The organism is Corynebacterium sp. 51B (assembly GCF_008930785.1).
Taxonomy (GTDB): Bacteria; Actinomycetota; Actinomycetes; order Mycobacteriales; family Mycobacteriaceae; genus Corynebacterium; species Corynebacterium megadyptis.
The window spans coordinates 109,681-133,379 of sequence record NZ_PQMK01000002.1; the positions used below are offsets into that span (position 1 = coordinate 109,681).

General features: G+C 62.6%; 17 protein-coding genes and 1 pseudogene. 9 read left to right on the top strand and 9 right to left on the bottom strand.

The genetic code is table 11. From position 1 onward, the window contains the following. Nucleotides 1-42: 42 nt before the first annotated feature. Nucleotides 43-690 (bottom strand): O-methyltransferase, encoded by a 648-nt coding sequence (locus tag GBB14_RS03500; protein WP_151529910.1) that lies wholly within the window; start codon nucleotides 688-690, stop codon nucleotides 43-45. Nucleotides 691-883: 193 nt separating this feature from the next. On the opposite strand from GBB14_RS03500, the gene sigE reads away from it, so the two are divergent. The 3 genes from sigE (at nucleotide 884) to tatB (ending at nucleotide 2,598) form a co-directional block, all read left to right on the top strand. Continuing rightward, a complete protein-coding gene (gene sigE / locus GBB14_RS03505) occupies nucleotides 884-1,534 on the top strand; it encodes an RNA polymerase sigma factor SigE (protein WP_151529911.1) in 651 nt (216 codons plus the stop codon). Between the two features lie 80 nt (nucleotides 1,535-1,614). Next, nucleotides 1,615-1,983: an anti-sigma factor gene (locus tag GBB14_RS03510; protein ID WP_151529912.1), complete on the top strand. Its 369-nt coding sequence runs from the start codon at nucleotides 1,615-1,617 to the stop codon at nucleotides 1,981-1,983. Between the two features lie 129 nt (nucleotides 1,984-2,112). Then, a complete protein-coding gene (gene tatB / locus GBB14_RS03515) occupies nucleotides 2,113-2,598 on the top strand; it encodes a Sec-independent protein translocase protein TatB (RefSeq protein WP_151529913.1) in 486 nt (161 codons plus the stop codon). Between the two features lie 94 nt (nucleotides 2,599-2,692). Here the strand turns inward: tatB and GBB14_RS03520 are convergent, their stop codons facing one another. The 3 genes from GBB14_RS03520 to GBB14_RS03530 are packed head-to-tail and all read right to left on the bottom strand — an operon-like array spanning nucleotide 2,693 to nucleotide 5,746. Further along, nucleotides 2,693-3,820, bottom strand: coding sequence for an Mrp/NBP35 family ATP-binding protein (locus GBB14_RS03520; RefSeq protein WP_151529914.1), 1,128 nt, complete (start codon nucleotides 3,818-3,820; stop codon nucleotides 2,693-2,695). A gap of 30 nt (nucleotides 3,821-3,850) precedes the next feature. Beyond that, nucleotides 3,851-4,438, bottom strand: a complete 588-nt coding sequence (locus tag GBB14_RS03525) for a DUF1003 domain-containing protein (RefSeq protein WP_151529915.1) — start codon at nucleotides 4,436-4,438, stop codon at nucleotides 3,851-3,853. A gap of 3 nt (nucleotides 4,439-4,441) precedes the next feature. Then, the gene (locus GBB14_RS03530; protein ID WP_151529916.1) at nucleotides 4,442-5,746 is read right to left on the bottom strand and encodes a magnesium transporter MgtE N-terminal domain-containing protein; all 1,305 of its coding nucleotides are present in this window, start codon (nucleotides 5,744-5,746) and stop codon (nucleotides 4,442-4,444) included. 311 nt (nucleotides 5,747-6,057) lie between these two features. On the opposite strand from GBB14_RS03530, the pseudogene GBB14_RS03535 reads away from it, so the two are divergent. Then, a pseudogene (locus GBB14_RS03535) lies at nucleotides 6,058-6,525 on the top strand (general stress protein); the annotation flags it as partial. Between the two features lie 366 nt (nucleotides 6,526-6,891). Here GBB14_RS03535 and GBB14_RS03540 read toward each other — a convergent pair. Continuing rightward, nucleotides 6,892-7,980 (bottom strand): magnesium and cobalt transport protein CorA, encoded by a 1,089-nt coding sequence (locus GBB14_RS03540; protein ID WP_151529917.1) that lies wholly within the window; start codon nucleotides 7,978-7,980, stop codon nucleotides 6,892-6,894. A 223-nt stretch (nucleotides 7,981-8,203) separates the two neighbouring features. Here GBB14_RS03540 and GBB14_RS03545 point away from each other — a divergent pair, with 223 nt between their 5' ends. After that, complete coding sequence (locus GBB14_RS03545) at nucleotides 8,204-8,932, top strand: hypothetical protein (protein ID WP_151529918.1); 729 nt, start codon at nucleotides 8,204-8,206, stop codon at nucleotides 8,930-8,932. 130 nt (nucleotides 8,933-9,062) lie between these two features. Here the strand turns inward: GBB14_RS03545 and GBB14_RS03550 are convergent, their stop codons facing one another. The 3 genes from GBB14_RS03550 to GBB14_RS03560 all read right to left on the bottom strand — a co-directional run bounded on the left by GBB14_RS03550 (nucleotide 9,063) and on the right by GBB14_RS03560 (nucleotide 18,097). Continuing rightward, nucleotides 9,063-12,860 (bottom strand): multifunctional oxoglutarate decarboxylase/oxoglutarate dehydrogenase thiamine pyrophosphate-binding subunit/dihydrolipoyllysine-residue succinyltransferase subunit, encoded by a 3,798-nt coding sequence (locus GBB14_RS03550; protein ID WP_151529919.1) that lies wholly within the window; start codon nucleotides 12,858-12,860, stop codon nucleotides 9,063-9,065. 195 nt (nucleotides 12,861-13,055) lie between these two features. Then, nucleotides 13,056-16,799: an ABC transporter ATP-binding protein gene (locus tag GBB14_RS03555; protein ID WP_370451589.1), complete on the bottom strand. Its 3,744-nt coding sequence runs from the start codon at nucleotides 16,797-16,799 to the stop codon at nucleotides 13,056-13,058. Nucleotides 16,800-17,107: 308 nt separating this feature from the next. Then, nucleotides 17,108-18,097, bottom strand: coding sequence for a hypothetical protein (locus tag GBB14_RS03560; protein ID WP_151529920.1), 990 nt, complete (start codon nucleotides 18,095-18,097; stop codon nucleotides 17,108-17,110). Nucleotides 18,098-18,445: 348 nt separating this feature from the next. On the opposite strand from GBB14_RS03560, the gene GBB14_RS03565 reads away from it, so the two are divergent. The 3 genes from GBB14_RS03565 to GBB14_RS03575 all read left to right on the top strand — a co-directional run bounded on the left by GBB14_RS03565 (nucleotide 18,446) and on the right by GBB14_RS03575 (nucleotide 21,733). Beyond that, nucleotides 18,446-20,047, top strand: a complete 1,602-nt coding sequence (locus GBB14_RS03565) for a carboxylesterase/lipase family protein (protein ID WP_151529921.1) — start codon at nucleotides 18,446-18,448, stop codon at nucleotides 20,045-20,047. Between the two features lie 5 nt (nucleotides 20,048-20,052). Further along, nucleotides 20,053-20,907: a (2Fe-2S)-binding protein gene (locus GBB14_RS03570; protein ID WP_192796155.1), complete on the top strand. Its 855-nt coding sequence runs from the start codon at nucleotides 20,053-20,055 to the stop codon at nucleotides 20,905-20,907. A 142-nt stretch (nucleotides 20,908-21,049) separates the two neighbouring features. Continuing rightward, nucleotides 21,050-21,733, top strand: coding sequence for a hypothetical protein (locus GBB14_RS03575; RefSeq protein ID WP_151529923.1), 684 nt, complete (start codon nucleotides 21,050-21,052; stop codon nucleotides 21,731-21,733). Between the two features lie 30 nt (nucleotides 21,734-21,763). Here the strand turns inward: GBB14_RS03575 and GBB14_RS03580 are convergent, their stop codons facing one another. Further along, nucleotides 21,764-22,318 (bottom strand): hypothetical protein, encoded by a 555-nt coding sequence (locus GBB14_RS03580; RefSeq protein WP_151529924.1) that lies wholly within the window; start codon nucleotides 22,316-22,318, stop codon nucleotides 21,764-21,766. A 100-nt stretch (nucleotides 22,319-22,418) separates the two neighbouring features. Here GBB14_RS03580 and GBB14_RS03585 point away from each other — a divergent pair, with 100 nt between their 5' ends. After that, nucleotides 22,419-23,669, top strand: coding sequence for an MFS transporter (locus GBB14_RS03585; protein ID WP_151529925.1), 1,251 nt, complete (start codon nucleotides 22,419-22,421; stop codon nucleotides 23,667-23,669). Nucleotides 23,670-23,699 lie beyond the last annotated feature (30 nt).

The following is a 23,699-nucleotide window of genomic DNA, read 5'->3' on the forward strand; positions in this document are numbered from 1 at the left end:
GTGTGGTGTCGCGAGTATGCGTGACGACGCTGTCCTCGCGGCTTAGGGGCGCTTGCTGATGATGCTGAGACCGCCGGCCAGGGGGAGGCGGGTGACGAGGGCATCGTGATAGTCGCGCAGTTGTTCGTCGAGGGCGCGGGCCGCGGCGGTGTCTCGGTCTGTGCGGGACTCATCAGCCACGGTGCCATCGAGCAAGCTCGCTGCCACGACGATCATGCCGGAGGGGCGGATCAGTGGCCACGCGGAGTCCACAAAGGCCTGCATGTCCTGCGGGGCCACATCGCCGTAGACGATGTCATAAGAGTTCGTGGCCAGCCGGCCCATCACCTCGAGGGGACGCGAGGGCAGGAAGCGGAAGCGCGAGGCGGCGATACCTGCCTCGGTGAAGCTCCGGCGCGCCAGTTTCTGGTGCTCGAGCTCTGGGTCGATACAGGTGAGATGGCCAGCTGGGCCCATGCCTTCGAAGAGATGCAGGCCCACCACTGCGGCGGCGGGGGTGACAGCAATAGCGCTTGGTTCGGCGCCACGGGCAGCTTGGGAGCCCAACAGGGTCAATACGGATCCGCTGATCGCGTCGAGTGTGGGAACGCCGAATTCCGCTGCGCCCTCCGTTGCGGCCTGCAGGCTCTCGCTGGTGACGGCGGTAGAGCGAATGTAGTCAGTCAAAGCACGGTATGCAGTCTCAGTCACGCGCCTTATTTTAAGATGGCGGTGCGCAGGGCGGGGGAACAACGCACCACCAGCAGCAAAGCTGTGACAGGTGTGGCTCAAGTGCCATAAAAGGGGGCAGTAGCTGTGCTGACAGCTCATCCCCAGCTGAGCGTTACGGGATTGTTGTGTGGAACTCAGTTATTTCTTATCTCCATACGGCACAATGGCTGTCATGACTGATCGTCCTGCCCTCGCTTCGCCCGCCGCTGCAGATTCACCTACAGCTGCAGCGTGTGAGGAACCGCTGCACGGCACTGCTGCCTTCGACGCAGGACAAGGATCGATGCCCACTTGGGCCGAACTCGTCGAGGAGCACGCAGACAGCGTGTATCGCCTCGCCTTTCGTTTGTCCGGTAATCAGCACGACGCCGAGGATCTCACCCAAGAGACCTTCATGCGTGTGTTTCGCTCGCTGAAAAACTACCAACCGGGTACCTTCGAGGGATGGCTCCACCGCATCACCACTAATTTGTTTCTCGATATGGTGCGCCACCGCAACAAGATCCGGATGGAATCGCTGCCGGAGGATTATGAGCGTGTTCCCGGCACCGTCTTGACCCCTGAGCAGGCCTATCAGGTGGCCAATCTGGATCCCAGCTTGCAGGAGGCTCTCGATAGTTTGTCGCCCGATTTTCGTGTGGCGATCGTGCTCTGTGACGTACTTGGCATGTCCTACGATGAAATTGCAGATACTCTCGGGGTAAAAATGGGAACTGTACGCAGCAGGATTCACCGCGGCCGGACCCAGCTCCGCGCCTCGTTGGAGCGGGCCGCCGCAGCGGATGATGAAAACGCGAAGCTATTGGTGCCGCACCACAGCTAGCGCCGGAACTGCTGCGGCAGCTGCTGCAGCACAGCACACAAGAACATACGAGCACATAGATGGTGAGGTGACCGACGGAGATGATCAGCGACTACCGCAACGAAGCCGATAGCTTCGACTCAGTCGAGCACCTAGGACCCGAGGCCATTGCCGCCTACGTGGATAACGAGCTCAGCCCTATCGCCGCCGACCGCGCTCGGGTGCACTTGGTGCATTGCCCTTTGTGCCGCCATGAGGTTCATCGCCAGCGTCAAGCCGCCGAGTCAGTGCGGCAAAGGGTCAATGATGGGCTGCGGGCGCCGCGTTCGCTCATCGCCAAGCTCGCCCAGATTGAAATGTCTTGCCCGGAAGGGCCAGGCGCAGACGAGATAAGTCGCGCTAGTGCACCCAGCTTGATGGATCGCGTCGAGGTGTTCTACCGCGCTGTTCGTCACGTCCAGGGGCGCTAGAGCACCGCTGTTTTTTCCTGCGGGTGTGCCTGCTGCTCCTGGTGCATATCGCGCTGGCGTGGCGCGCTAGAATCTGAAACAAGTAGTGTCCTGCTGTAGCGAGATGGTGCGAAGAAGAAAGAGGGACTGGTGTTTTCTAGCGTCGGCTGGAGCGAGATTTTCGTCGTCTGCGTAGTGGTGCTTATCGTGGTCGGCCCCGACCGGCTGCCTGGAGTTATCCAAGACGTCCGTGCCGCGTTCATCGCCGCCCGCGACGCAATCAACCGCACCAAACAGACTCTTAATGATGAGATTGGCCCCGAGTTCGAAGAGGTGGCTCGGCCCGTACAAGAGCTGTCGAAGTTCACCGCCATGGGGCCCAAAGCCGCCCTGACCAAGGCGCTCTTCGACGGCGATGGCTCCTATCTGGACTCCTTTGATCCGAAGAAGATCATGGCCAGCGATACTCAAGGCGAGGCCTATCGGGACCGCAACTCGGTGCCACCCGCCTCAGGAAGCACGGTGGTGCCGAATACCCGTGGCCAAGACGCCGATTCCGCCGCCCAGCCTCCGGCACAGCAGATGCCGCCCAGCGGGCCGCAGAACCGCAACTTCAGCTGGGATGACATCACCTAGGCCGCGCTGCTCCTGAACGCACCACACCCCGCCTCGTGAGAGAAAAGATCCTCCACGCAGGCGGGGTGGTGTCTATGTGCGACTCACGCAGCTGCTAGCGCCTCGGGTTCACTCCCAGCTGGACGCCGGTGAGTGAGCCCTCGCGGCGCACCAGCTGCTCGGCAATTGCGGTGACCGCCGCGCCGGAAGGGCTGCTGGGATCATGCACGGCGATCGGGGTGCCCGTATCGCCCTGTTCCCGCAGCGCGGGGTCGAGCGGCACCGATCCCAATAGCGGCACCTGGGTGCCGAGGAGCTCGGTGAGGCGGGCGGCCACGGTTGCACCGCCACCGGAGCCGAAAATGTCCATGGTGCTGCCGTCGGGAAGCACCATGGCCCCCATGTTTTCAATAACCCCGCGCACCCGCTGCCGCGTCTGCTGAGCAATGGTGCCGGCGCGTTCCGCCACCTCGGCGGCGGCGGCCTGCGGGGTGGTGACGATCAACAACTCGGCGGTGGGTAGCAGCTGGGAAATCGAGATCGCCACATCGCCGGTACCGGGCGGAAGATCCACCAAGAGCACGTCGATATCGCCCCAAAACACATCGGTGAGGAATTGGGTGATCGCACGGTGCAGCATCGGCCCGCGCCACACCACAGGGGCATTGCCCTCGGTGAAGTGAGCAATGGAGATGTGCTTAATGCCGTGCGCCTGGGGCGGCATGATCATGTCTTCGACCATGTTGGGCGCCTCGGTGCTGCCGAGCATGTGCGGGATGGAATGGCCGTAGATGTCGGCGTCGAGAATGCCCACACTGAGCCCACGCGCTGCGAGGGCAGCGGCCAGATTCACCGTCATCGACGACTTGCCCACGCCACCCTTGCCGGAGGCCACGGCGAACACGCGGGTGGTGGAGTCGGGCTGCGAGAAGGGGATAACCGGATCATCCTGGCTGCCGCGCAGCCGCAGGCGCAGATTGCGGCGCTGCTCATCGCTCATCACATCCGTGCTGACCGAGACCTCGCCCACGCCGTCGAGCTCCTCGATAGCGGCGCGCACATTCTCGGTGATGGTGGACTTCATGGGGCAGCCGGCGATCGTCAAATAGATCACCACTGCCACATCGTTGCCGGTGACCTCCACCGACTTCACCATGTCGAGCTCCGTGATGGGGCGACCAATTTCGGGATCTTCGACGCGAGAAAGGGCCTGGCGGACGAGGGATTCTTCAATATGAGACATCGGGGTGTGCGATTTTCCTGACTGTAGGCTTTAGCTATGGGGGCGGCGGTTGGTGTCTACCACATCGCCTTGAGTGGGCTCATGGAACTCGGAGGACTGGTGATCGCCGTGTTCACGGGCGATGCGTGCCGCAGACTCATCATCCAGCTTCGCCTCGATGCGCTCAAGCAAACCGGACAGATCTTCCATCTCGCGGCGCAGATAATCACGAGTAACGCTATCACCCAGCGCGAGGCGTACCGACGCCAGCTCGCGGGCGAGGAACTCCGTATCGGCCTTGGTCTGGGCGGCGCGGCGACGATCCTCGCTCAAGGAGACGCGGTCGCGGTCCTCCTGCCGGTTTTGGGCCAATAGAATCAGCGGCGCCGCATAGGCGGCCTGCGTGGAGAAGGCCAGGTTCAACAGGATGAAGGGGTAGGGGTCCCACTGCCACTTCCACGCGCCAAGGTTCAACGCGATCCACGTGATGACGAAGATGGTCTGCCAGAACAAATACTCGCCAGTTCCGAAGAAACGGGCAACCCTTTCCGCCATGGCGCCCACAGCGTCCGCATTGATGCGGAGGCCACGGCGCCGCGTGGCCATGGGAGTATCGAGGCTATTGCGGTAATCGCTCATCAGCTAGGCCTCCTGTAGGGGCGTGGTGGTATCGGACTGGGCGGGGCGGATGCCGGTCTCGCGCCAGTCCTCGGGCAGCATGTGGTCGAGCAAGTCATCGACGGCGACGGCGCCGAGGAGGTGGCCGTCATCGTCCAACACAGGGCCACACACCAAGTTATAGGTGGCGAAATACCGGGCCGCAGTTTCCTGCAGGTCATCGGCATACAGCGGTGGGAGATCTGGGTCGAGCAAGCCGCCGATGAGCTCCGAAGGAGGTTCACGCAGCAGCTTTTGCAGGTGCAAGCATCCCAGGTAGGTGCCGGTAGGGGTCGCTGTGGGAGGGCGCACCACGAACACCATAGAGGACAGCGAGGTCGGCAGATCGGGGTTGCGGGCCATAGCGAGCGCCTCGGCGACAGTACGCTGCGGGGTCATCACCAACGGATCCGAGGTCATGAGCGCACCGACGGTGTCAGGCAGGAAGCTCATGAGGCGGCGCACAGGGGCGGAGTCTTCTGGATCCATCAGTTCCAGCAGCACGTCGGCGGTGGCGTCGGGAAGCTCTTCCAACAGGTCGGCGGCGTCGTCCGGGTCCATCTCCTCGAGCACGTCCGCGGCGCGTTCGATGGCCAGCTCCTCGATCAGCTCGGCCTGGCGTTCCTCAGAGAGCTCCTGGAGAATATCGGCCAATTGCTCGTCGTTCAGGCCGCTGGTGACGGCACGACGCTGGGAGGCGCTGAGGTTGTAGAACAGCGGCGCCGCGTCGGCAGGGCGCATCTCCTCGAATTGGGAGCGCAGCTTCGCGGTTTCCTGCTCGTGGCTGGTCGCGGTTTCTCCCAGACCATGCACATACTTCCACGGAGTGACATAGAGCGTGGGGCGGCGGCCAAAGGTGGATTTATTGGCGCTCACCGCGATCTTGGAGATCACCCAGTCGCGAGTGCGGGTGCGGGTCAGCTCCACATCGGCGACCTCCACGGCTTTGCCATGGAGATTCTCCAGCTCGGGATCATCCACGTGTACCTTGGCACCGATGATGTCCTGGGAGATAGTCGTCTCGCCCTCGCGCGGCTGATAGGAGCGCATCGACACCTGCCCCGAGGCAAGGACGATCTCTTGGGGTTCGATGGTGGCTACGCGCAGCATCGGCAGGAAGATGCGACGCTTGGAGGGAAGCGCCACGATCAGGCCGAGTACGCGAGAGTCACGTTCGAGCCCGTGCATCATCACGACAACGTCGCGGACACGACCAATGGGTTCGGCGTCTGGGCTACGCACCACCATTCCGGCCAGTCGGCCGGCATACACTCTCGTCACTGCATTCATAACTAGATATTGTAACGGTCAGCTGCACAGATCCTGCTACTGCTGCCGGGGGCTGGCTGATGCTGGGTGTTGACCTGCGGCATGAGGGGAGGTGGCGCGAGGTGGGCGTCGATAAGCGTACTACGCATGGGAAACCCCACGGACCAGGTAGTGGAACGTATTGTTCGGGAACCTTCCGCGGGCTTCGGGCGTTAGGGCTAGTGAAGGCCCGAAAATGAGCCAGCCCAGATGGCGCGGCTTAAGCGAGCTCTGAATGATTCCCAGGCGGCGCTGTGCTGCCCGTAGATGCAAAGAAGTTGGTAGATACTGCTATGACATCCCCCGCGAACAACGTGAAGGCGATGGCGATGAAGAAGCGCCCGGAAGGGTGGCCGGTTGCAAGTTTCGAGAGCTATGAACAGGCGCAGGCCGCCGTAGATATGCTCTCTGATCAGGAGTTTCCGGTAAAGGACCTCACCATCGTGGGTGTCGATCTTATGGAAGTCGAGCGCGTTCAAGGTCGCTTGACCTGGGGCAAGGTGCTCTTAGGCGGCGCAGTATCCGGCGCGTGGGCAGGCCTGTTTTTCGGGCTGCTCTTCGGGCTGTTTTATGAAAATTGGCTGGTGCCGCTGCTGACAGGCGCGATCCTCGGTGTGATTTTCGGGCTCGTGTCCGTGAGCGTGCCCTATGCCGCCTCGAAGGGGAAACGCGATTTCGCGTCGAGCACCCAGATTGTGGCCGGGCGCTATGACATTCTGTGCGAGCCGCACACCGCCCGCCAAGCCCGTGACTCGATTGCCCGCGGCCAGATCGTTCGGCCCCGTACTAACGACCGCGGGGCTTGGTCGCAGCAGCCTGTGCAGCAGCAGGAGGCGCCGCAGAACCCGCAGCAACAGCAGGCGCCGCAGAATTCGCAACAGGGGGTGCAGCAGCAGCCGCAGGGGGCGTCGCAGCAGCCCCAAGGTGGATGGCCCGCACCTCGTGAGCAGCAGCAGCCGCAACAACCTGCGCAACCGCAGCCGCAACAACCTGCGCAGCCGCAGCAGCCGCAACAGGAACAGTCGTGGGACGAGCCCTCGGATAATTCGGAGTTTCCGCGAAGCTAAAGCCGTGCATGAAGCACGATGAGAGCCACTGGCTCTAGCCTGCGCCCCACGGCGCTGAGGTTAGAGCCAGTGGTTTTTCTTCAGCACCCACCACATGAGAACCACAGCGGCAATCATGACGCCGAGCACTACGTAGTAGCCGTATTCGTAGTGCAGTTCCGGCATGTGATCGAAGTTCATGCCGTACACGCCGGCGATCATGGTGGGCAGTGCGGCCATGCCGACGAGAGCGGAAATCTTACGCATGTCCGAGTTTTGCTGCATGGTCACCTTCGCCACGGCAGCATCGATCAAGGCGGTGAGTCGCTCATCGAGAGAGGCGATGGAGTCGGCTGCAATGAGCTGATTGTCCAGCACGTCACGGAAGTAGGAGCGCAGCGGCTTAGTCAGCACATCCTTGTGGTTCTGAGTGAGAATACGCAGCGCGGTGCTGAGCGGATCGACCGAATGCCTCATCTCCAGAATCTCACGCTTGAGCATGTAGATCTGGGAAATATCGACCGGGGAGTTCGGGGTGAATACTTCTTCCTCGATCTCGTCCACATCCGTGGTGAGCTCGCCGGCAATGCGCACGTACTCGTTCACCACGAGGTCAGAGAGCTGCCACGCTAATGCCACAGGGCCCAGCTCGAGCTGCTCGGACCACTCGCTCAGCTCGCGGCGCCAGCGTTTCAGTCCGGTAAGCACTCCGTGCCGGATAGCGATGATGAAGTTCGGCCCCAGAATCATCTGGAGTTCACCGGTTTGGATGATCTCCTTGGCATCACGCACGCGCTCATGCTCCTGATACACCACGGTGCGCAACACAAAGAAGAGCTGATCATCGTAGCGTTCCACCTTGGGCCGCTGATGGGCGGTCACGGTGTCTTCCACGATCAGTTCATCCACCCCATAGATCGCGGCAATGTGCTCCATCTGCTGCTCATCAGGTTCGGAGAGCTCCAGGAGAACGTAGCAGTCTTCGTGCTCAGTGGCGTAGTGCAGAGCATTCTCGTAGGAGAACTCTTGGTTCAGCTCGCGTCCTTGGTAGATCACGCGACAACGATCCACGGCCCGTTCCACGGGTACGCGCAGGCGAGAGCCCACAGGGTGCTCCTGGGCGTCAGTGTGCTCGCCACGCTTACGCGGCAAACGAAGTGGATCAACCATGCGAGAACCTCCTTGACGTACACGCCCAGCACTGTGGTGTGGACCGCAGGCAAGTGTACCGCCGCTCGAGGCGATATCAGCAATTCCGTAGCGGCGCGGGCTCTATGGGTAGCTGCGCTAGAATCAGCGGTGGTGCGGCCGCGCGGGTGCGCTGTATGCGTCGTGATCTGTGCATGGCCCACCGTCAGTCGTATTTGCCTAGCTAGATTGGCCTGCTTGCACTATGACCACCACGATGCCTCGGCAGTTCCACCCCAGCGCCCCAGCGACCGTGCGCACTGTATGCGCCCTCGGTTTGGTGGGGGCGGTGAGCAGTGGTTGCGTCGCCGAGCCCTACCGCCAAGTCAATGAGGTAGAGGTGTCACCCGTGCAAGTGATGGTGGACTCTTCCGATCAAGAACAAGTGATCATGGGGGAGCTGTACTCACGGGCGCTTGCCTCTCGTGGCCGCCAAACCTTCGTGGACTTCGAGTATGACATCGGTACCGCCCAGCGGATTCAGGCGGTGGAAACCCACCACGCCGATGTCGTGGTGGTCTGCCTTGGTACGGCCCTCGAAGCACTTAATCCCGCCCGCGCCAAGGAACTATCGCAGGAATACACGGCGAAGATTGATGCCGGTGAGATCACGCCGACCGATATTGATTTCTCTGAGACGGTGCTCGATAGCCTCTTGGGCTCGCTGCCGCGCACCGTGCACAACTCGAACTTTTCTCCCACCCATGGCTGCGCAGAGAGTGAAGATCTGAAACTTCCGCAGAACTTTATCGTGCTCTACCAGCGACCGCTGCTCAACCGTAAGGAATGGGACAAGCTCAACGTGGTCAATGGCGCAATCTCCGAGGCCTCCTTGAAGGAGATCGCTGAGGAGCTCAATAGCGGCGAGGATCAAAATGAGGTCTACACCACCTTCTTGTCCTCCAACCGAGTGCTCTCCAACGGCGCGGACTAAAAGCTACGCCACGGCAGCAATAACGCAGAGAACGCATCAGCCCCAGGACCGAGATCACTCGGTTCCTGGGGCTGATGCGTAGTAGCACTGTGCTGAGCCCGTTCGCTATGTGGGCTCAGCTTGCAGGCGTCTAGTCGGCGAAGGCCTCGTCAATGAGCTGCTTCTGCTCGAACTGGTGCACCTTGGCCATACCGGTGGAGGTAGAGGCCTGGGCGCGGCGAGACACGCGGCGCAGCTTCGGCATATCCGGCAGCAGGTCCGGCAGGTGCAGGGCCAGGAAGGGCCAGGGGCCCTGGTTGGCCGGCTCGTCCTGCACGAAGCGCACCTCTTCGGCGTTCGGGTAGCACTCGAAGGCATCGTTGAGGCGGTTGTGCGGGATCGGGTGCAGCATCTCCAGGCGGACGATAGCCACATCGTCGCGGCCGTCGTAGGCGCGGCGCTTCTCCAAGTCGTAGTAGACCTTGCCGGAGCACAGCAGGATCGTCTTGACCTTCTCCGGATCGCCCAGCTGCTCGCCGTTGCGATCGAACTGGTTCGGGTCATTGATCACCGACTGGAACTTGCTCACCTCGGTGAAGTCCTCCACGGCAGACACAGCGGCCTTGTTGCGCAGCATGGACTTCGGGGTGAAGACCACGAGCGGGCGGTGCAACTCGCTCAGGGCGTGGCGGCGGATGAGGTGGAAGTGGTTCGCCGGGGTGGTCGGCTGGGCCACGGTCATGGTGCCTTCGGCGCACAGCTGCAAGAAGCGCTCGATGCGGGCGGAGGAGTGGTCCGGGCCCTGGCCCTCGTAGCCGTGGGGCAGCAGCAGGATCAGCTTGGACAGCTGGCCCCACTTTGCCTCACCGGAGGAGAGGTACTGATCGATGATGGTCTGGGCGCCATTGGCGAAGTCACCGAACTGGGCTTCCCATGCCACCACAGCATCCAAGTTGCCCACGGAGTAGCCGTACTCGAAGCCCATGCCGGCGAACTCGGTCAGAGCCGAGTTGTACACCATGAACTTGCCCTCGCCGCCTTCGCGAGCGATGTGATCGATCGGGTTGTACTCAATGGCGGTGTTCGGATCGAACATCACGGCGTGGCGCTGGGTGAAGGTACCGCGGCGGGAATCCTCGCCGGCGAGACGCACGGTGCGTTCCGCACCGATGGCCAAGGAGCCGAAGGCGAGCAGCTCGCCCCAACCCCAGTCGATGCCGCCTTCCTTGACGGACTGGGCACGCTTCTTGGCCACCGGCTTGACGCGCTTGTGGATCTCGAAGCCCTCGGGAACATTGACATAGGCTTGGCCCATCTCCACGAGTTCCTCGCGGGTGATGGAGGTGTCCAAACCATGCGGCAGCTCCTGGGAGGAGGTGATGCCCTCCTGGCCGGAGGCGTCGCGCTTCTTGGCTTCCTTGACCTCGTTGAACACCGACTCCATCTGATCGTGGAAGTCGCGGGCGGCAGCCTCGGCGTCATCCTTGTTCAGATCGCCACGACCAATCAGGTCCTGGGTGTAGCGGGCGCGAACGGTCTCGCGGCCGTCAATCAGGTCGTACATCTTCGGCTGGGTCATCGAGGGATCATCGGCCTCGTTGTGACCGCGACGGCGGTAGCAGATGAGGTCGATGAAGACATCCTTGCCGTAGCGACGGCGGTACTCGGTGGCCAGCTGGCCGACCCAGTACACAGCCTCCGGGTCGTCGCCATTGACGTGGAAGATCGGGCAGCCATAGGCCTTGGCCAGATCGGTGGCGTAGTGGCTGGAACGACCGGAATCCGGGGTGGTGGTGAAGCCGATCTGGTTATTCACCACGATGTGCACGGTGCCACCGACGGTGTATCCGCGCAGCTGGGCCAAGTTCAGGGTCTCCTGCACCACGCCCAAGCCTGCGAAGGAGGCGTCGCCGTGCAGCAGCAGCGGCATGACAGAGAAGCCGGCCTCGCCCTTGTCCAGGATGTCCTGCTTCGCGCGGGCGATGCCCTCCATGACCGGGTTAACAGCCTCGAGGTGCGAGGGGTTAGCGGTGAGCGTCACCTTGATCTCGCCGTCGCCAAACATCTGGATGTGCTTGCCCTCGGCGCCGAGGTGGTACTTCACGTCGCCGGAACCACCGGCAGCTGCCGGGTCAGCGTTGCCCTCGAACTCCTTGAAGAGCTGGCTCAGCGGCTTGCCCACGATATTGGCCAGCACATTCAAACGGCCGCGGTGAGGCATGCCGATAACAACCTCGTCCAGGCCCTGGCCGGCGGCGGTATCGATGGCGGCATCCATCAACGGGATCAGGGACTCGGCGCCCTCGAGGGAGAAGCGTTTTTGGCCCACGTACTTGGTTTGCAGGAAGTTCTCGAAAGCCTCGGCGGCGTTGAGCTTCTGCAGAATGTACTTTTGCTGGGCGACGGTGGGCTTGGGCATGCCCGCCTCGAGGCGGTCCTGCAGCCAGGTGCGCTCGTCATTATCCAAGATGTGGTTGTACTCGGAGCCCACCTTGAGGGTGTAGGCGGCGCGCAGCTTGGTGACGACCTCACGCAGGGTCATGGTTTCGCGCTGGTCAAAGCCACCCACGTGGAAGGTGCGGTCCAGATCCCACAGGGTCAATCCGTGGCTCTCCAGCTGCAGATCGGAGTGATCCGGAATCGGCATGCCGGGCTGATGCCAGTTGAGCGGATTCACATCGGCGATGAGGTGGCCGCGGGAGCGGTAGGCCTCGATCAGCTGCATCACACGGGTGTTCTTGTCCATGCCGGTGTTGGGCTGATCCTGGCGCCAACGAATCGGCGCATAGGGCACGGACATGCAGGTGAAGATCTCATCCCAGAAGGTGTCATCCACCAGCAGCTGGGACATGGTGCGCAGGAACTCGCCGGACTCGGCGCCTTGGATCACGCGGTGATCATAGGTGGACGTAATGGTCACGAGCTTGCCCACGCCCAGCTCGGCGAGGCGATCCTCGGAGGCGCCAGCGAACTCGGCGGGGTAGTCCATGGAGCCCACGCCCACGATGAGGCCCTGGCCCTTGGTGAGGCGGGGCACAGAGTGGCGGGTACCGATGCCGCCCGGGTTGGTAAGCGAGCAGGTGATGCCTTGGAAGTCCGGCATCTTCAGCTTGCCGGTGCGGCCGCGCTCGACCACATCTTCGTAGGCCTCGACGAACTGCTTGAAGTCGAGGGTTTCACACTCGGCGATCTTGGCGACCACGAGGGAACGCTCGCCGCCCTTGCCCACCATATCGATGGCGAGACCGAGGTTAATGTGCTCCGGCACCACCAGGTTCGGCTTGCCGTCAATGACCTCGTAGGAGTTATTCATATCGGGGTGCGCCATGATTGCCTTCACCATGGCGTAGCCGATGATGTGGGTGAAGGAGATCTTGCCGCCCACAGTCCGCTTGAGGTGATTGTTAATAACCGAGCGGTTTTCGAACATCAACCGAGCCGGCATATCGCGCACCGAGGTGGCGGTCGGCAGCTCGAGAGAGATGTCCATGTTCTTTGCCACGGCCTTGGCAGCACCCTTCATGGGGAAATTGCCGGCCTCGGGGCTGTCCTGAATCTTAGTCAGAGGCGATTGAGCTGCCTGACGCTTCTTCTCCTTGTCGGCCTCGCGAGCCTGCGCAATCTTGGTATTGGGATCGGTGGCTGCTTTCAGGGCCTTCTCAGCAATGGGCTGTGGTTCGCTGTGTTGGGCCTTATTCTTCGGACCTGCGGTGTTCTTCGGCGCTGCAGGGGCCTTAGGGCCGGAGCCCTCGGTGTCCTTGGGGGCGGCCTTCTTGGAGCTCTTGGACGAGGATGCGGGGGTGTTCGCGGGGGTGGGCTCTGCGGGGCTGCCCTCCTTTTCGAACAGCTCGCGCCATTCCTGGTCTACGGAGGAGGGATCCTCCTTGAACTGCTGGAACATCTGGTCTACCAGCCACTGATTTTGGCCGAAAGTACTAGCGCTGCTCACGGCAGGTGCTCGCCTCATTTCCTTGGGTTATTGGGTGATTCATACACAGTTTAGTGGTATTGGACCAGACTAACGGTGGTCCACCCCTTTTGTCGCCTAAATCTGGGCAGAAATTACGCACCTCTCGTGCGAGATCTGACCACCACGGTCGCGGGTGTGAGCGGGCTAACCACTCCTGGCGCCGAGTGCACCCTCCTAAGAGGAAGTCCACATGCGCCAATAGGTTCCCTTTTGGTTGAGTAAGTTCTCGTGGGTGCCGTCCTCGATGATGCGGCCATGATCCATCACAATGATCCGATCCGCCCGCGCGGCGGTGTTCAAGCGATGGGCCACGACCACGCTGGTGCGGGCGTCTGTGACGCGGTCTGAGGCCTGCAGAATGGTGTTTTCCGTGGCGGGATCCACGGTGGCGGTGGCCTCGTCGAGAAGCAGCAGGGACGGTCGAGTCAGCTCGGCGCGGGCGAGCGCGACGAGCTGGCGTTGGCCCGAGGACAAGCCGCGGCCCTTTTCTCCGAGAGAGGCACGGAATCCGCCGGGGATGCTGGCGATCGCGCTCAGCGCGCCGACACGAGCGGCGGCATCGGTGATCTCAGCGCGGGTGGCCTCGGGGCGACCATAGGCGATGTTCTCTGCGATGGTGCCGCTAAAAAGGTGCGCCTCTTGGGGGACCATGCCGATCTGGCCCCGCCATGCGGCGAGTGGAAAGTCGCGGATGTCTATCCCACGGGCGCGCACCGCGCCGGAGGCGGGGTCGTAGAAGCGGGCCGCGAGTTTGATGATGGTGGACTTGCCCGCCCCGGTCTGGCCCACCACCGCCACCGTGCTTCCGGGGGCGAGCTCGAAGGATAGATGCTCGGTGACCGCAGGGGTATCCGGGCTATAGCTGAAGCTGACATCATCGAGGGCTAGGGCGCCGCTGGCGGCGCGGGCGGCGTCGTCCCGCGTGCCCGTGGACACCACGCTGGGTTGGGTGGTGAGCAAATCGCGGATGCGGTTGAAGCCCACCGAGGCCTGTTGATAGCTGTCAAAGACTTGGGAGAGCTGTTGGATCGGGCCGAAGAGTGCGCTGAGATACATAACGAAGGCAACGAGCACGCCCGCAGAAATCTCCCCCTCGAGCACCATCATGGCGCCCCAACCCACCACGGCCGCCTGGGCGAGCTGGGAGATGGCATTAATGCCGGGGAAATAGAGAGAAACAGCGGTGTGGGAGGCGATGCGCAGCCGCTTGTATTCTGCTGCTGCGGCCGTGAACTCTGCGAGGCTGCGATCCACGGCGCCGTGCATCTGGCTGGTGCGTAGTGCTCCCACCGATTCCTGAAACTCGGCGTTGACCGCCGATATCTGTTCCCGGCTGCGGCGATAGAGCCGAGAGGAGATGCGGCGAAACACCACGGTGGCCACTGCGACGATCGGCAGCGCACTGAAGGCCAGCAGCGAGAGCTGGACATCGGTGGCCAGAAGCATCACGGAGATACCCACCAGCGTGCTCAATGCCACCACGGTTTGCGCCAGCCCAGTTTGGAGAAAAGAGCTCAGCGCATCGATATCGGTGGTCATGCGGGTCATGATCTTGCCCGAGAGGGTGCGTTCGAAAAAGTCCATGGACAGTCGCAGGATGTGGCGGAAGGAACGCACGCGCAACCCGTAGAGCAGGCGCTCGCCCGTGCGGGCGGTGACGATGGTTTGGGCCACCGCCGCCGCCCAGCTGAGCAGGATCACCGCCAGCCCGGCAAGCGCCATGAGCACCAGCATGCGCAGGTTATTTTCGCTGATGCCGCGGTCGATGGCATAGCGGATGAGGGTGGGCAGGGCGATATCGGCGAGCACCCCCATCACCAGCAGCACAATGCTGGTGAGGATGAGACCGCGCACGGGGCGGAACAGCCGCTTTAGGCTAAAGCCCTCCTCGGTATTCGACACGGTGAGCTGCGGCTGCTCGGTAGCCTCGGGCAGGCGTGCGATATCGGCGGCGAGGCGATCATTCAGCGGCTGCGACATCAGCGCGCCGCGCCCGCTAATAGCGGTGGCCTGCGACTTGGCAATTGTGCCGCGCTCGTGTGGCCGCCGCCCCACCGGCTCTGCAGGCCAGAGCTGCTCATCGCTGGGCCGGACCTCCGAGTCGAAGGGCACGGGCTCGTCTTCGCTGGGGCGCTGCTGGAAACTGAGATCCATCAGGTGCGCGAAGTCCTGATTCGCCGAGATCTCCTCCAAGCTGCCGCAGGCGCTGACGCGGCCTTCATCCACAAGCGCCACCGTATCGGTGAGCTCCAGGGTGGAGGCGCGGTGGGCGATAGCGAGGATCGTCAGGTCGGGGTAGTAGCGGCGAATGCCCGCGTAGATCGCTGCCTCTGTGATGGCGTCGATGGCAGAGGTGGCGTCGTCGAGCACCACCACATCCGCGCCCCGCGCCAAGGCCCGGGCAAGGGCGATGCGCTGGCGCTGACCGCCAGAGAGATCGAGGCCGCGCTCTCCTAAGACGGTGTCGAGGCCGTCGTCGAGCTCATCCACAAACTCGGCGGCACAGGAAGCCTCGAGGGCGGTGCGGAGTTCCTCCTCCGGGATATCCGCCCCGACGGTGATGTTGTTGCGGATGGAATCCGAGAACAAGAAGGGATCGTCGAAGACGATGGCCACCCGCTCACGCAGCTCGGCGCGGCGAATATCGCGCAGGTCATAACGCCGGGAGGTCGCGTCGATAAGCGCAATGCTGCCCTCGTCGGGGTCGTAGAAACGGCCCACGAGCTGGGTAAGCATCGTTTTCCCTGAGCCGCCGGGGCCCACCATGGCCATGCGGGTGCCAGGGGGAATGCGCAGCGACATGCCGTTGAGTACGGCGCGCCCAGTCTCCGGCTGGCTGAAGTGCACATTGTGCACGTCGAGGCCGAGACGGCTGGCGGGCAGGGACACAGGATCGGTGGTATCGGGCAGTGCGGGGCGCTGGTCGAGAACGTCAAATACGCGTTCCACTGAGGAAAAGCCCATGTAGATGCGCATGAGCATGCCGGAGGAGACGCGGGCGAGGCCGGTGAGGGAGACTAGGTAGGAGGAGAAGGTGACAAAGATTCCGAGCGTGATCGTGCCGTTGAGCACTAAGAGACCGCCGAGGGCGACATTGGCCACCAGCGCGACCTGCGGGAGGCGTTCAATAAAGGGGATGCTGCGGGCGGTGAGGCGGGCGACGCGCATGCGCAGGGCGAAAAGCCGGCGGCTGGCAGCGGCGAGAGTAGTACTTTCGCGGTCTTCCTGGGTGAAGGCCTTGACCACGCGAATACCGCTGACGGTTTCCTCCACGTGGCTCGCCACCTCCGCGGCTTGCTGTTGGGCGGTCCACGTGGCGGCGTAGAGCGGGCGCCGCGACACCGCCGCGGCCACGATCACCACCGGCAGCGAGATCACCGCCACCAGCGCCAGCAGGGGAGAAAGCCAGAGCATGACGGCGAGCTCGGCAAGGATTTTCAGCAGCGAGCCCAGCGCCAAGGGGGTCATGGCCAGAATGCCTTGGATCTGGTTGAGATCCGAGATAGAGCGCGAGACCACCTCGCCGGTGCGGATGCGGTCATGGCCGGGGCCGTCGAGGCGAGAGAGTGTGGAGAGAATACGTATGCGCAGCAGGTGCTGAACGGAGATGGATAACCTGCCTGCGGAGTAGCGGCGCCCCGCTTGGAAGACGAAGCGAATCAGGGCGGCGAGGATAAGGGAGATCACCACGATCCGCAGCGCATCGGCGCTTCCGGATACGCCGAAGGGGGAGAAGATGCCGGAGCGATGGACGAACTCTGTCCACGAGGTGCCCTCGCGCGAGCCCGTGGCGATATCCACCGCGCTACCGGTCAGCAGGGGCACGCTGAGCTCGGCCACAACCTCGGCGAGGGTGCAGACGATGGCAAAGAGGCTGACCGACTTCAGCTCCCAGGCGGTGCTGAGCAGCCGCCGCAGGGCCGGAAAGCCGCGCTGGGACTGAGCGGACCGGTGCTGAGCTGAGGAGGTGCGAGAGCTGCCGCGCTCGGTGATGCCGGCGCGCTCCGTCTCAGAGTTCGCGGACTGCGAAGCGGTCACGGTTCTGCTCCTCCTGCTCTATATACCGATCTACTTGTGTATCGCCTTTGGCGGGCTCGAGCTGTCGATGCAGGAAAGCCCCGCCACCTGCGTCGACCGCATGAAGCGGCGGGCCAGCACAGGTGGCGGGGCCGAGTGCTGCCTCGAGGGGCAGCGGTGCACCGGCAGGTGCGTTTTAGCGCACGAGGTTAGGCCTCGCCGTCGGTGGCGTCCTTCTTCTTCGGTACGAAAGGAAGCTTACGCACTGCACCGGACACGCCTCCAGCAACGTCGGCATCAGCGACGCTGCTGCCGACGTTGCTGGCGGTGGAGCTGACAAACTCCCAGCTGCGGGCAGCCAGGCCCTCGTTCTGGTGGGCCTTGGTGACGGCGTCGGTGACTTCCTTGTCCATGGCGCTGACGTCCTCATCCTTAATCTCCTCGAGGGCAGGCAGCAGGGAGGGGAACTCCGCCGGTGCCGAGCCCAGGGAGTCATAGGTGTTGCCGATGAGCTTCTTGGCCAGCTTGCGGTTGGCGACGGTGCCGATCACAGCGCCAATACCCAAGGGCATCACCTTGCCGATCCACGCGGCGCGCAGCCGCTTATTGGTCTGCTTCAACGCCTGCTTGAGCAGGCGGTTATTAATCTTGCTCATCGACGGACCGGAGAAACGGGAGAGGGTAGAGATCGTCGATGCGCCTCCCTCAACGCCCAGATCGCCCACGGCTGTATCGACGAGTGCGGTGCCGGAGGACCCCATGATCACCACGAGAATGAGCGCTTCTCGACGCTGGGGATCGGAAATATCCGCGCCGCGCAGATAGGCCGAGGCCATGGTGTAGAAGGCGGCGGCGTCGAGAAATACCAGCGATTCCGCGCCCACGGCGGCGGCGCCGGTGATAAAACCGATGCCTGGGACGGCAGCGGCCATGCCGGCAGAGGCCCCGGAGCCGGTGGCCAGATAGGTGATGTGCTGGTCCAGCATCTTCTGAATATCAGCCGGGCTGGCTTCTGGGTTGCGCTTGCGTAGCCAGTTCACATAGCTGGTGATAGAAGACGACTGCATCTTCACCACATGGTTCAGAGCCTTAATGAGCAGCTTGCCGGATGCTCCGGTGCGCTCGTGCAAGGTTTCGGGATCAGATCCCAATGCATCGGTGATGTCATACGTCGGTTCGTGCGAGCTGGATTGAGACATAGTAAGAGATCTCCTTAGTAGAAATTCATAATGGGGAAAATAATCGGCGGTAAGGAATTATCAGAGTGCTAGGAATGCCCGCCCCGTGCTGCCTCATTCTGGCGAGGGCGCTGTATATCAGGGCTGGTGGGCATTGTTGCCCAGTGTAGTGGTTGTACTGCACCGCCGGATATAGACAACACTAAACGACAACGGCGCATAATTTATATTCCGCACGGGCCTGCTGCGGCCACTGTGATCTCTTCTCCACACGCGTCTGATAATCGAAGGGCTGCGCGCGGCGGGGACGTAAGAACTCTGCTGCGTAGTAGCCCGCACCGACTACGCGGAGCAACTACCGTGGAGGATATGGAAACGCTGGTCCGAACCACCGCTGGTTATGTCAAAGGAGTGGCGCGCTCCGGACTGCTGACGTGGCGAGGAGTGCCCTATGCGGGGCTTGTCGACGGCGAACGCCGCTGGCGGGTGCCCCATCCCGTCGAACCGTGGTCCCGCGTGAAAGACTGCACCGAATATGGTGCCAAGGCGTGGCAGCCGGCCAGTTTATGGGGAACGAAATTGGCGGGCGGGCCGGATTGCCTCAACCTCGATATCGTGCGCCCAGATACTGACGAGCAGCTGCCCGTGGTGGTGTATTTTCACGGCGGTTCCTATCTGGTGGGTTCCTCGCATGAAACCATGCTGCGCGGGCACAACTTTGTGCGCGCCCTGAATGTGGTCTATGTGTCTTTGAACTTCCGGCTGGGGGTATTCGGCTATCTCGACTTATCGGAGATCGGTGGCCAATGCGTGCCCACCCCGGCGATGCACGATCAACTGGCGGCGTTGCGCTGGGTGAAAAAGAATATCGCTTCCTTCGGTGGCGATAGCAGCAATATTGCCATCATGGGCGAATCTGCGGGGGCCGCGAGCGTGATTTCGCTGCTGGCCTCGCCGGCGGCGCGGGGGTTATTTCATAAGGCTATTGCCCAGTCCGCACCGGCAGCCTCGTTTCACTCCCAGGAGCAGTCGCGGCGCTGGGCGCGGGCGCTGGTCGACAATCTTAAACTGCACGACCTCGCCGATATGTCCGTGCTCCGGGCGCTGCCGCCCGCCGATCTGGTGCGCGCCGGCAGTCTGTCCCAGTTGCGCTTGCGCGACATGCTCAATCTCAACTCGCCCTATGGCCCGGTGGTGGACGGCCATGTGCTGCCGCAGCACCCGCTGGATGCCTTCGCACAGGGGCGCCAGGCGCCGGTGCCGCTTTTGATCGGTACGAATAATGACGAAGCCTCGGTAGCCAAGGCCCTCTACGTTCGCGAGTCCGCGCGCTCGCGTTCGGCACACCGCATGCTCACCGCCTTCGACACCGAACGCGCCCACGAGGTACTGCGCGAGTATTCGGCCGCGTTTAGCCGCGAGGATTTTGCGGACCTGCTCACCGATGCTGTGTTTTGGGTGCCTTCGGTGCGGCTCGCCGAGGCCCATGCGCGCATCGCCGATACCTGGATGTATCGATTCGACTTCGCCCCCGCGGCACTGCGCCGCCTCGGCATCGGGGCGATGCATTCGCTCGAACTCACCGCCGTCTTCGGCGATATGGAGGCCTCGCGCGTCTCTGGCCTCAATAAACTCGGAGGCGCCGCCGAGTTCGCGGCGCTCACCACCGAGCTGCAGGCCTATTGGGGCAACTTCATTCACCACTCCCAGGTCGGTTCGGGCTGGCCGCGCTATCGCGCCGCAGTGGCGGATCGCATGCCGCGCCGGGCCACCAAAGTCTTCGATAGCGCATCGACGGTGGTGTATGATCCGCGCTCACAGCGTCGCCAAGCGTGGGATAATTATGATCTGCGGCAGTGGGGTAGTGATGAGCCCGATCTCACCAGCCCCACTCGGGTGGCAAAGACGCTCGCGCTACTCGAGTCGATTCTGCCCCGTACTGCCCAAAGCTCGGCGTCTCAGGAGGAATGAGGAAGATGAGTTTTAGTCCTGCGTCGCACTGGTCGCTGCTGATCCACGAGCATCCCCGCTTCAGCCAAGCCCTAGTGCCATTAAATGAGGACTCGGAGCAGCTACTTTCTACGCAGCTTATCGACGCCGCCCTCCTCGACCGCCTGCGCCAGGCCATCGCCGCCACCCATGAGCTTTTTCCCATGGACGAGGACAAGCACTGTGCACAGCTGTGGTTTCACAGTTTCGTCACCACTCTCATTGAGCCGACAATGATGCTCGCCCTCGATCACGATCTCGTGGCGATCTGCGACGCGGAGCATCCCGCCACCATGTTCGTACACACCCCCACCGGGCATGGTGCGGGTTTTTGGTATGGCTACCACCCGAACCATGTGCTCGAACCCTCTGAAGATAGCTACCGGCAGCTCGGGGCGGGATGGGCGGAGCTTCTCGAGCCGATTGTGGGCGGTCTCGCGGAGATCACGGATGTCTCTGTCGCCGCGTTATGGGCGGTGGTCAGCGATGCGGTATCCATGGCGGCAGCCACAGCGGGCAATGAGGCTTTCGCCCCCTATGAGGGCATCGCCGCCTGTCTGGCGGTGCTCGAGGGGATGCGCGCAACGCTGCAGGATCGCGCCCGCGTGGTGGAACCGCGCTTCTTCGATTATGTCGATGGGGAGTTTCGCCCCAGCGATGTGCAGATGGCCCTCCGCGAGGATGAGCCTGATGATGATGTGGTGCTGAGCACTAAACGGCTGACGTGCTGCATGATTTTTCACTCTCCTGGCTGCGGTGTGTGCGTGTCGTGCCCTAAACAAAAACCCGATATCAAGCGCGAACGCATGGCGCAGCAGTGTGCGGCGCTCGCTAGCTTCTAAGAAGCGCCTCGCCTGTCGCTTCGATATCCATGAATCACCCTGCGGCGATTCTGCGGCGGGCCAACTAGGCTGTAGAGCGGCAGCCCCGCCGCTTGTGGCGGGGTGTCACGTAACCATCTATGTGGAAGGAAAGCCTGCCTCCATGAGTTTCTTAGAGGATATTGCAGCGGCACTAGACGATGCGGGCATCGAGTCGCGTGCTCACGACTGCACTCTCTTTGTGCCGATCACCTCCGAGGTGGAGATCCACTTTGTGGACATCGACCCTGACTTTCCTGCCGCCAATGTCTACATTGCTGCCGCCGATGTGGATGAGGAAGATGAGGATTTCGAGGCCGTCTTGGTGGCGGTGGTGTTCTCGGTAGAGGATGCTGTTGCCACCGTGAGTGAGCATATCGCCACCGACCAGGTGGTCACCATCCTGCGGGATGTGCTCAGCGGCACCGATGATCGCATTGCGGATCTGGACTTCTTCCAAGACGAGGACGATGCCCACACCGTGCGCGCCGAGGTGGCAGCCAACTCCGAGATCCTCGTCCGCGTGGACCTCGAGGAGGGCGTGCCCACGGCAACGGTGGAGTTCATCGCCCTGGGAGACGATGATGAGGCGTGGGATGACGAAATCCTCAGCCTTGGCTCCTTCACTGACTATGACCGTCTTTTCGATGTCATCAGCCTCGCCGCGGATCAAGCCGAGGACTGGGAGGATCAGCTCGCACCCATCGATGAGGACGATCACGATGCCGCCCAGCGGCGCGCCGCCCTCGGCGGACTCTATGACACCGAGGACGAAGAGTATTTCGACCTCGACGAGGACGACAGCTAGGCAGTCATGCCGTAGGCGGCGCCGCTCGCTTTAAGCGGCGCTGGTGTGTTGGACAAAAAAGGACACCGGCGAGGGCAGCGGTGTATAGGTGCTGTCGACGACCCAGCAGTATGTGGGGGCGGTGGGCGTGAGGATCTCGTGCACCATCGACGATGCCTCCGCGGGGATGAATGAGCGCATCCACGCCTCGCTCACGCTGGCAGGAACGCTATCGCCGCGAGGATTTGTAAAGCGCGCGATGACGGCATAGGCCGGAGTGGGGGAGTGCGGTCCCTGGGCGAGCGCTGCCGCCATGGCTGGGTTCGCCCGATAGCGAGTGATATTCAGCTTCAACTCGGGAACACCGGCGATCTCCACCGTGGGAAGGGTGAGTGTTGGTGGCCGCCACGTGCTGGGGGTACGTGCTAAAGAGCGAGGATGATGGATCGTGGATGCCACCCGCTCCACGATGTCGGGATGGTCACGCCTGATTAAGGCCAGCGCTGTGGCAGTGGATACTGGCCGCTGCCCAGAGCGGCTGGAGCTGCTATAACGCTGTGCGGGATTAAAGAATTGGGGCTTAGTGTTGCTGTTAATGTTTCGCATGGCCCGCATTCTAAAGAGCGGCTGAGACACCCCCACACAAGAAGCGAACACATGTGCGAAAAGTTTGGGGTGGGGTATCGAAGGAGGAGTGAGGCGCGTGATGCGTCGACTAGCACACACGCGGGATAAGGAGAAGCGTCCTGTCCCGCCGCTGCCCAAGGAGATCTGGGCGCTCGTCGCGGCGGCGTTTATTATTGCCGTCGGTTTCGGCATCGTGGCGCCGATCATCCCGCAATTCGCCCGCAGCTTTGATGTCTCCCTCGCTGCGGCGAGTGCTGTCGTCTCCGTGTTCGCGGGCTCGCGGCTTCTCTTCGCCCCAGTTTCTGGGCGGGCAATTGACCGCCTCGGCTCCCGCAAAGTCTATCTCACTGGTCTGATCACCGTGGCGATCACCACGGGTCTCGTCGGTGCGGTGAGCGACTATTGGCAGATACTGGTGCTGCGCGGTATCGGCGGTATTGGCTCGACCATGTTCACGGTCTCGGCCATGGGGCTGATTGTGCGCATGGCGCCGCCCGAGGTGCGCGGCAAGGCCTCGTCTATCTATGCCACTGGATTCCTCGTGGGCAATATCGTGGGCCCAGTGGTGGGTGCCGCCTTGTCCTTTATGGGCATGCGCGCGCCATTTTTCATCTATGGCGCCACCGTGCTGCTGGCCGCGGCAGTGGTGTATGTGATGCTCTCCGCCGAGGCGATGGGCTCCTATGAGAACACGAACACCCTAGCCCCGATGACCTTTTCCGAGGCGTGGCGTGATTCCGCCTATCGGGCAGCGCTGGTCTCCGCCTTCGCCAATGGTTGGTCCAACTTCGGCGTGCGGGTGGCCATCATTCCTCTCTTTTCTGCCGCGATGTTCCACCAGGCAGGTGCCGTCGCCGGTATTGCGCTCGCCTTTTTCGCCGCCGGCAACGCACTCGCCCTGCAATTTTCTGGGCGATTGTCCGATCAATGGGGCCGCAAACCTCTGGTGATTACGGGGTTGGTGATTAATGCGGTATTTACGGCCAGCATTGGTCTGACTCATGAGCCGCTCACGCTGCTGACCGTCTCTGTTTTCGCCGGTTTTGGGGCGGGCTGTCTCAATCCCGCCCAGCAGGCGGCGCTGGCCGATGTGGTGGGGCGGGAGCGTTCCGGTGGCCGCGTCCTCGCCAACTTCCAAATGGCCCAAGATTTCGGGACGATCACCGGCCCGATTGTGGTGGGTGCGCTGGCGGGCTGGGCCGGCTATGGCTGGGCCTTCGCCTCCTGCGGGTTGATTGGATTAGCTGCCGCAGTGGTGTGGCTGGGAGCGCGTGAGTCCCTTGAACCCCGCGATGACACCGCCGCTGAAAGCCCTTGTCGTAAGGGATAAGCCCGCTGCAATTGGCTATGCATCGCCGCG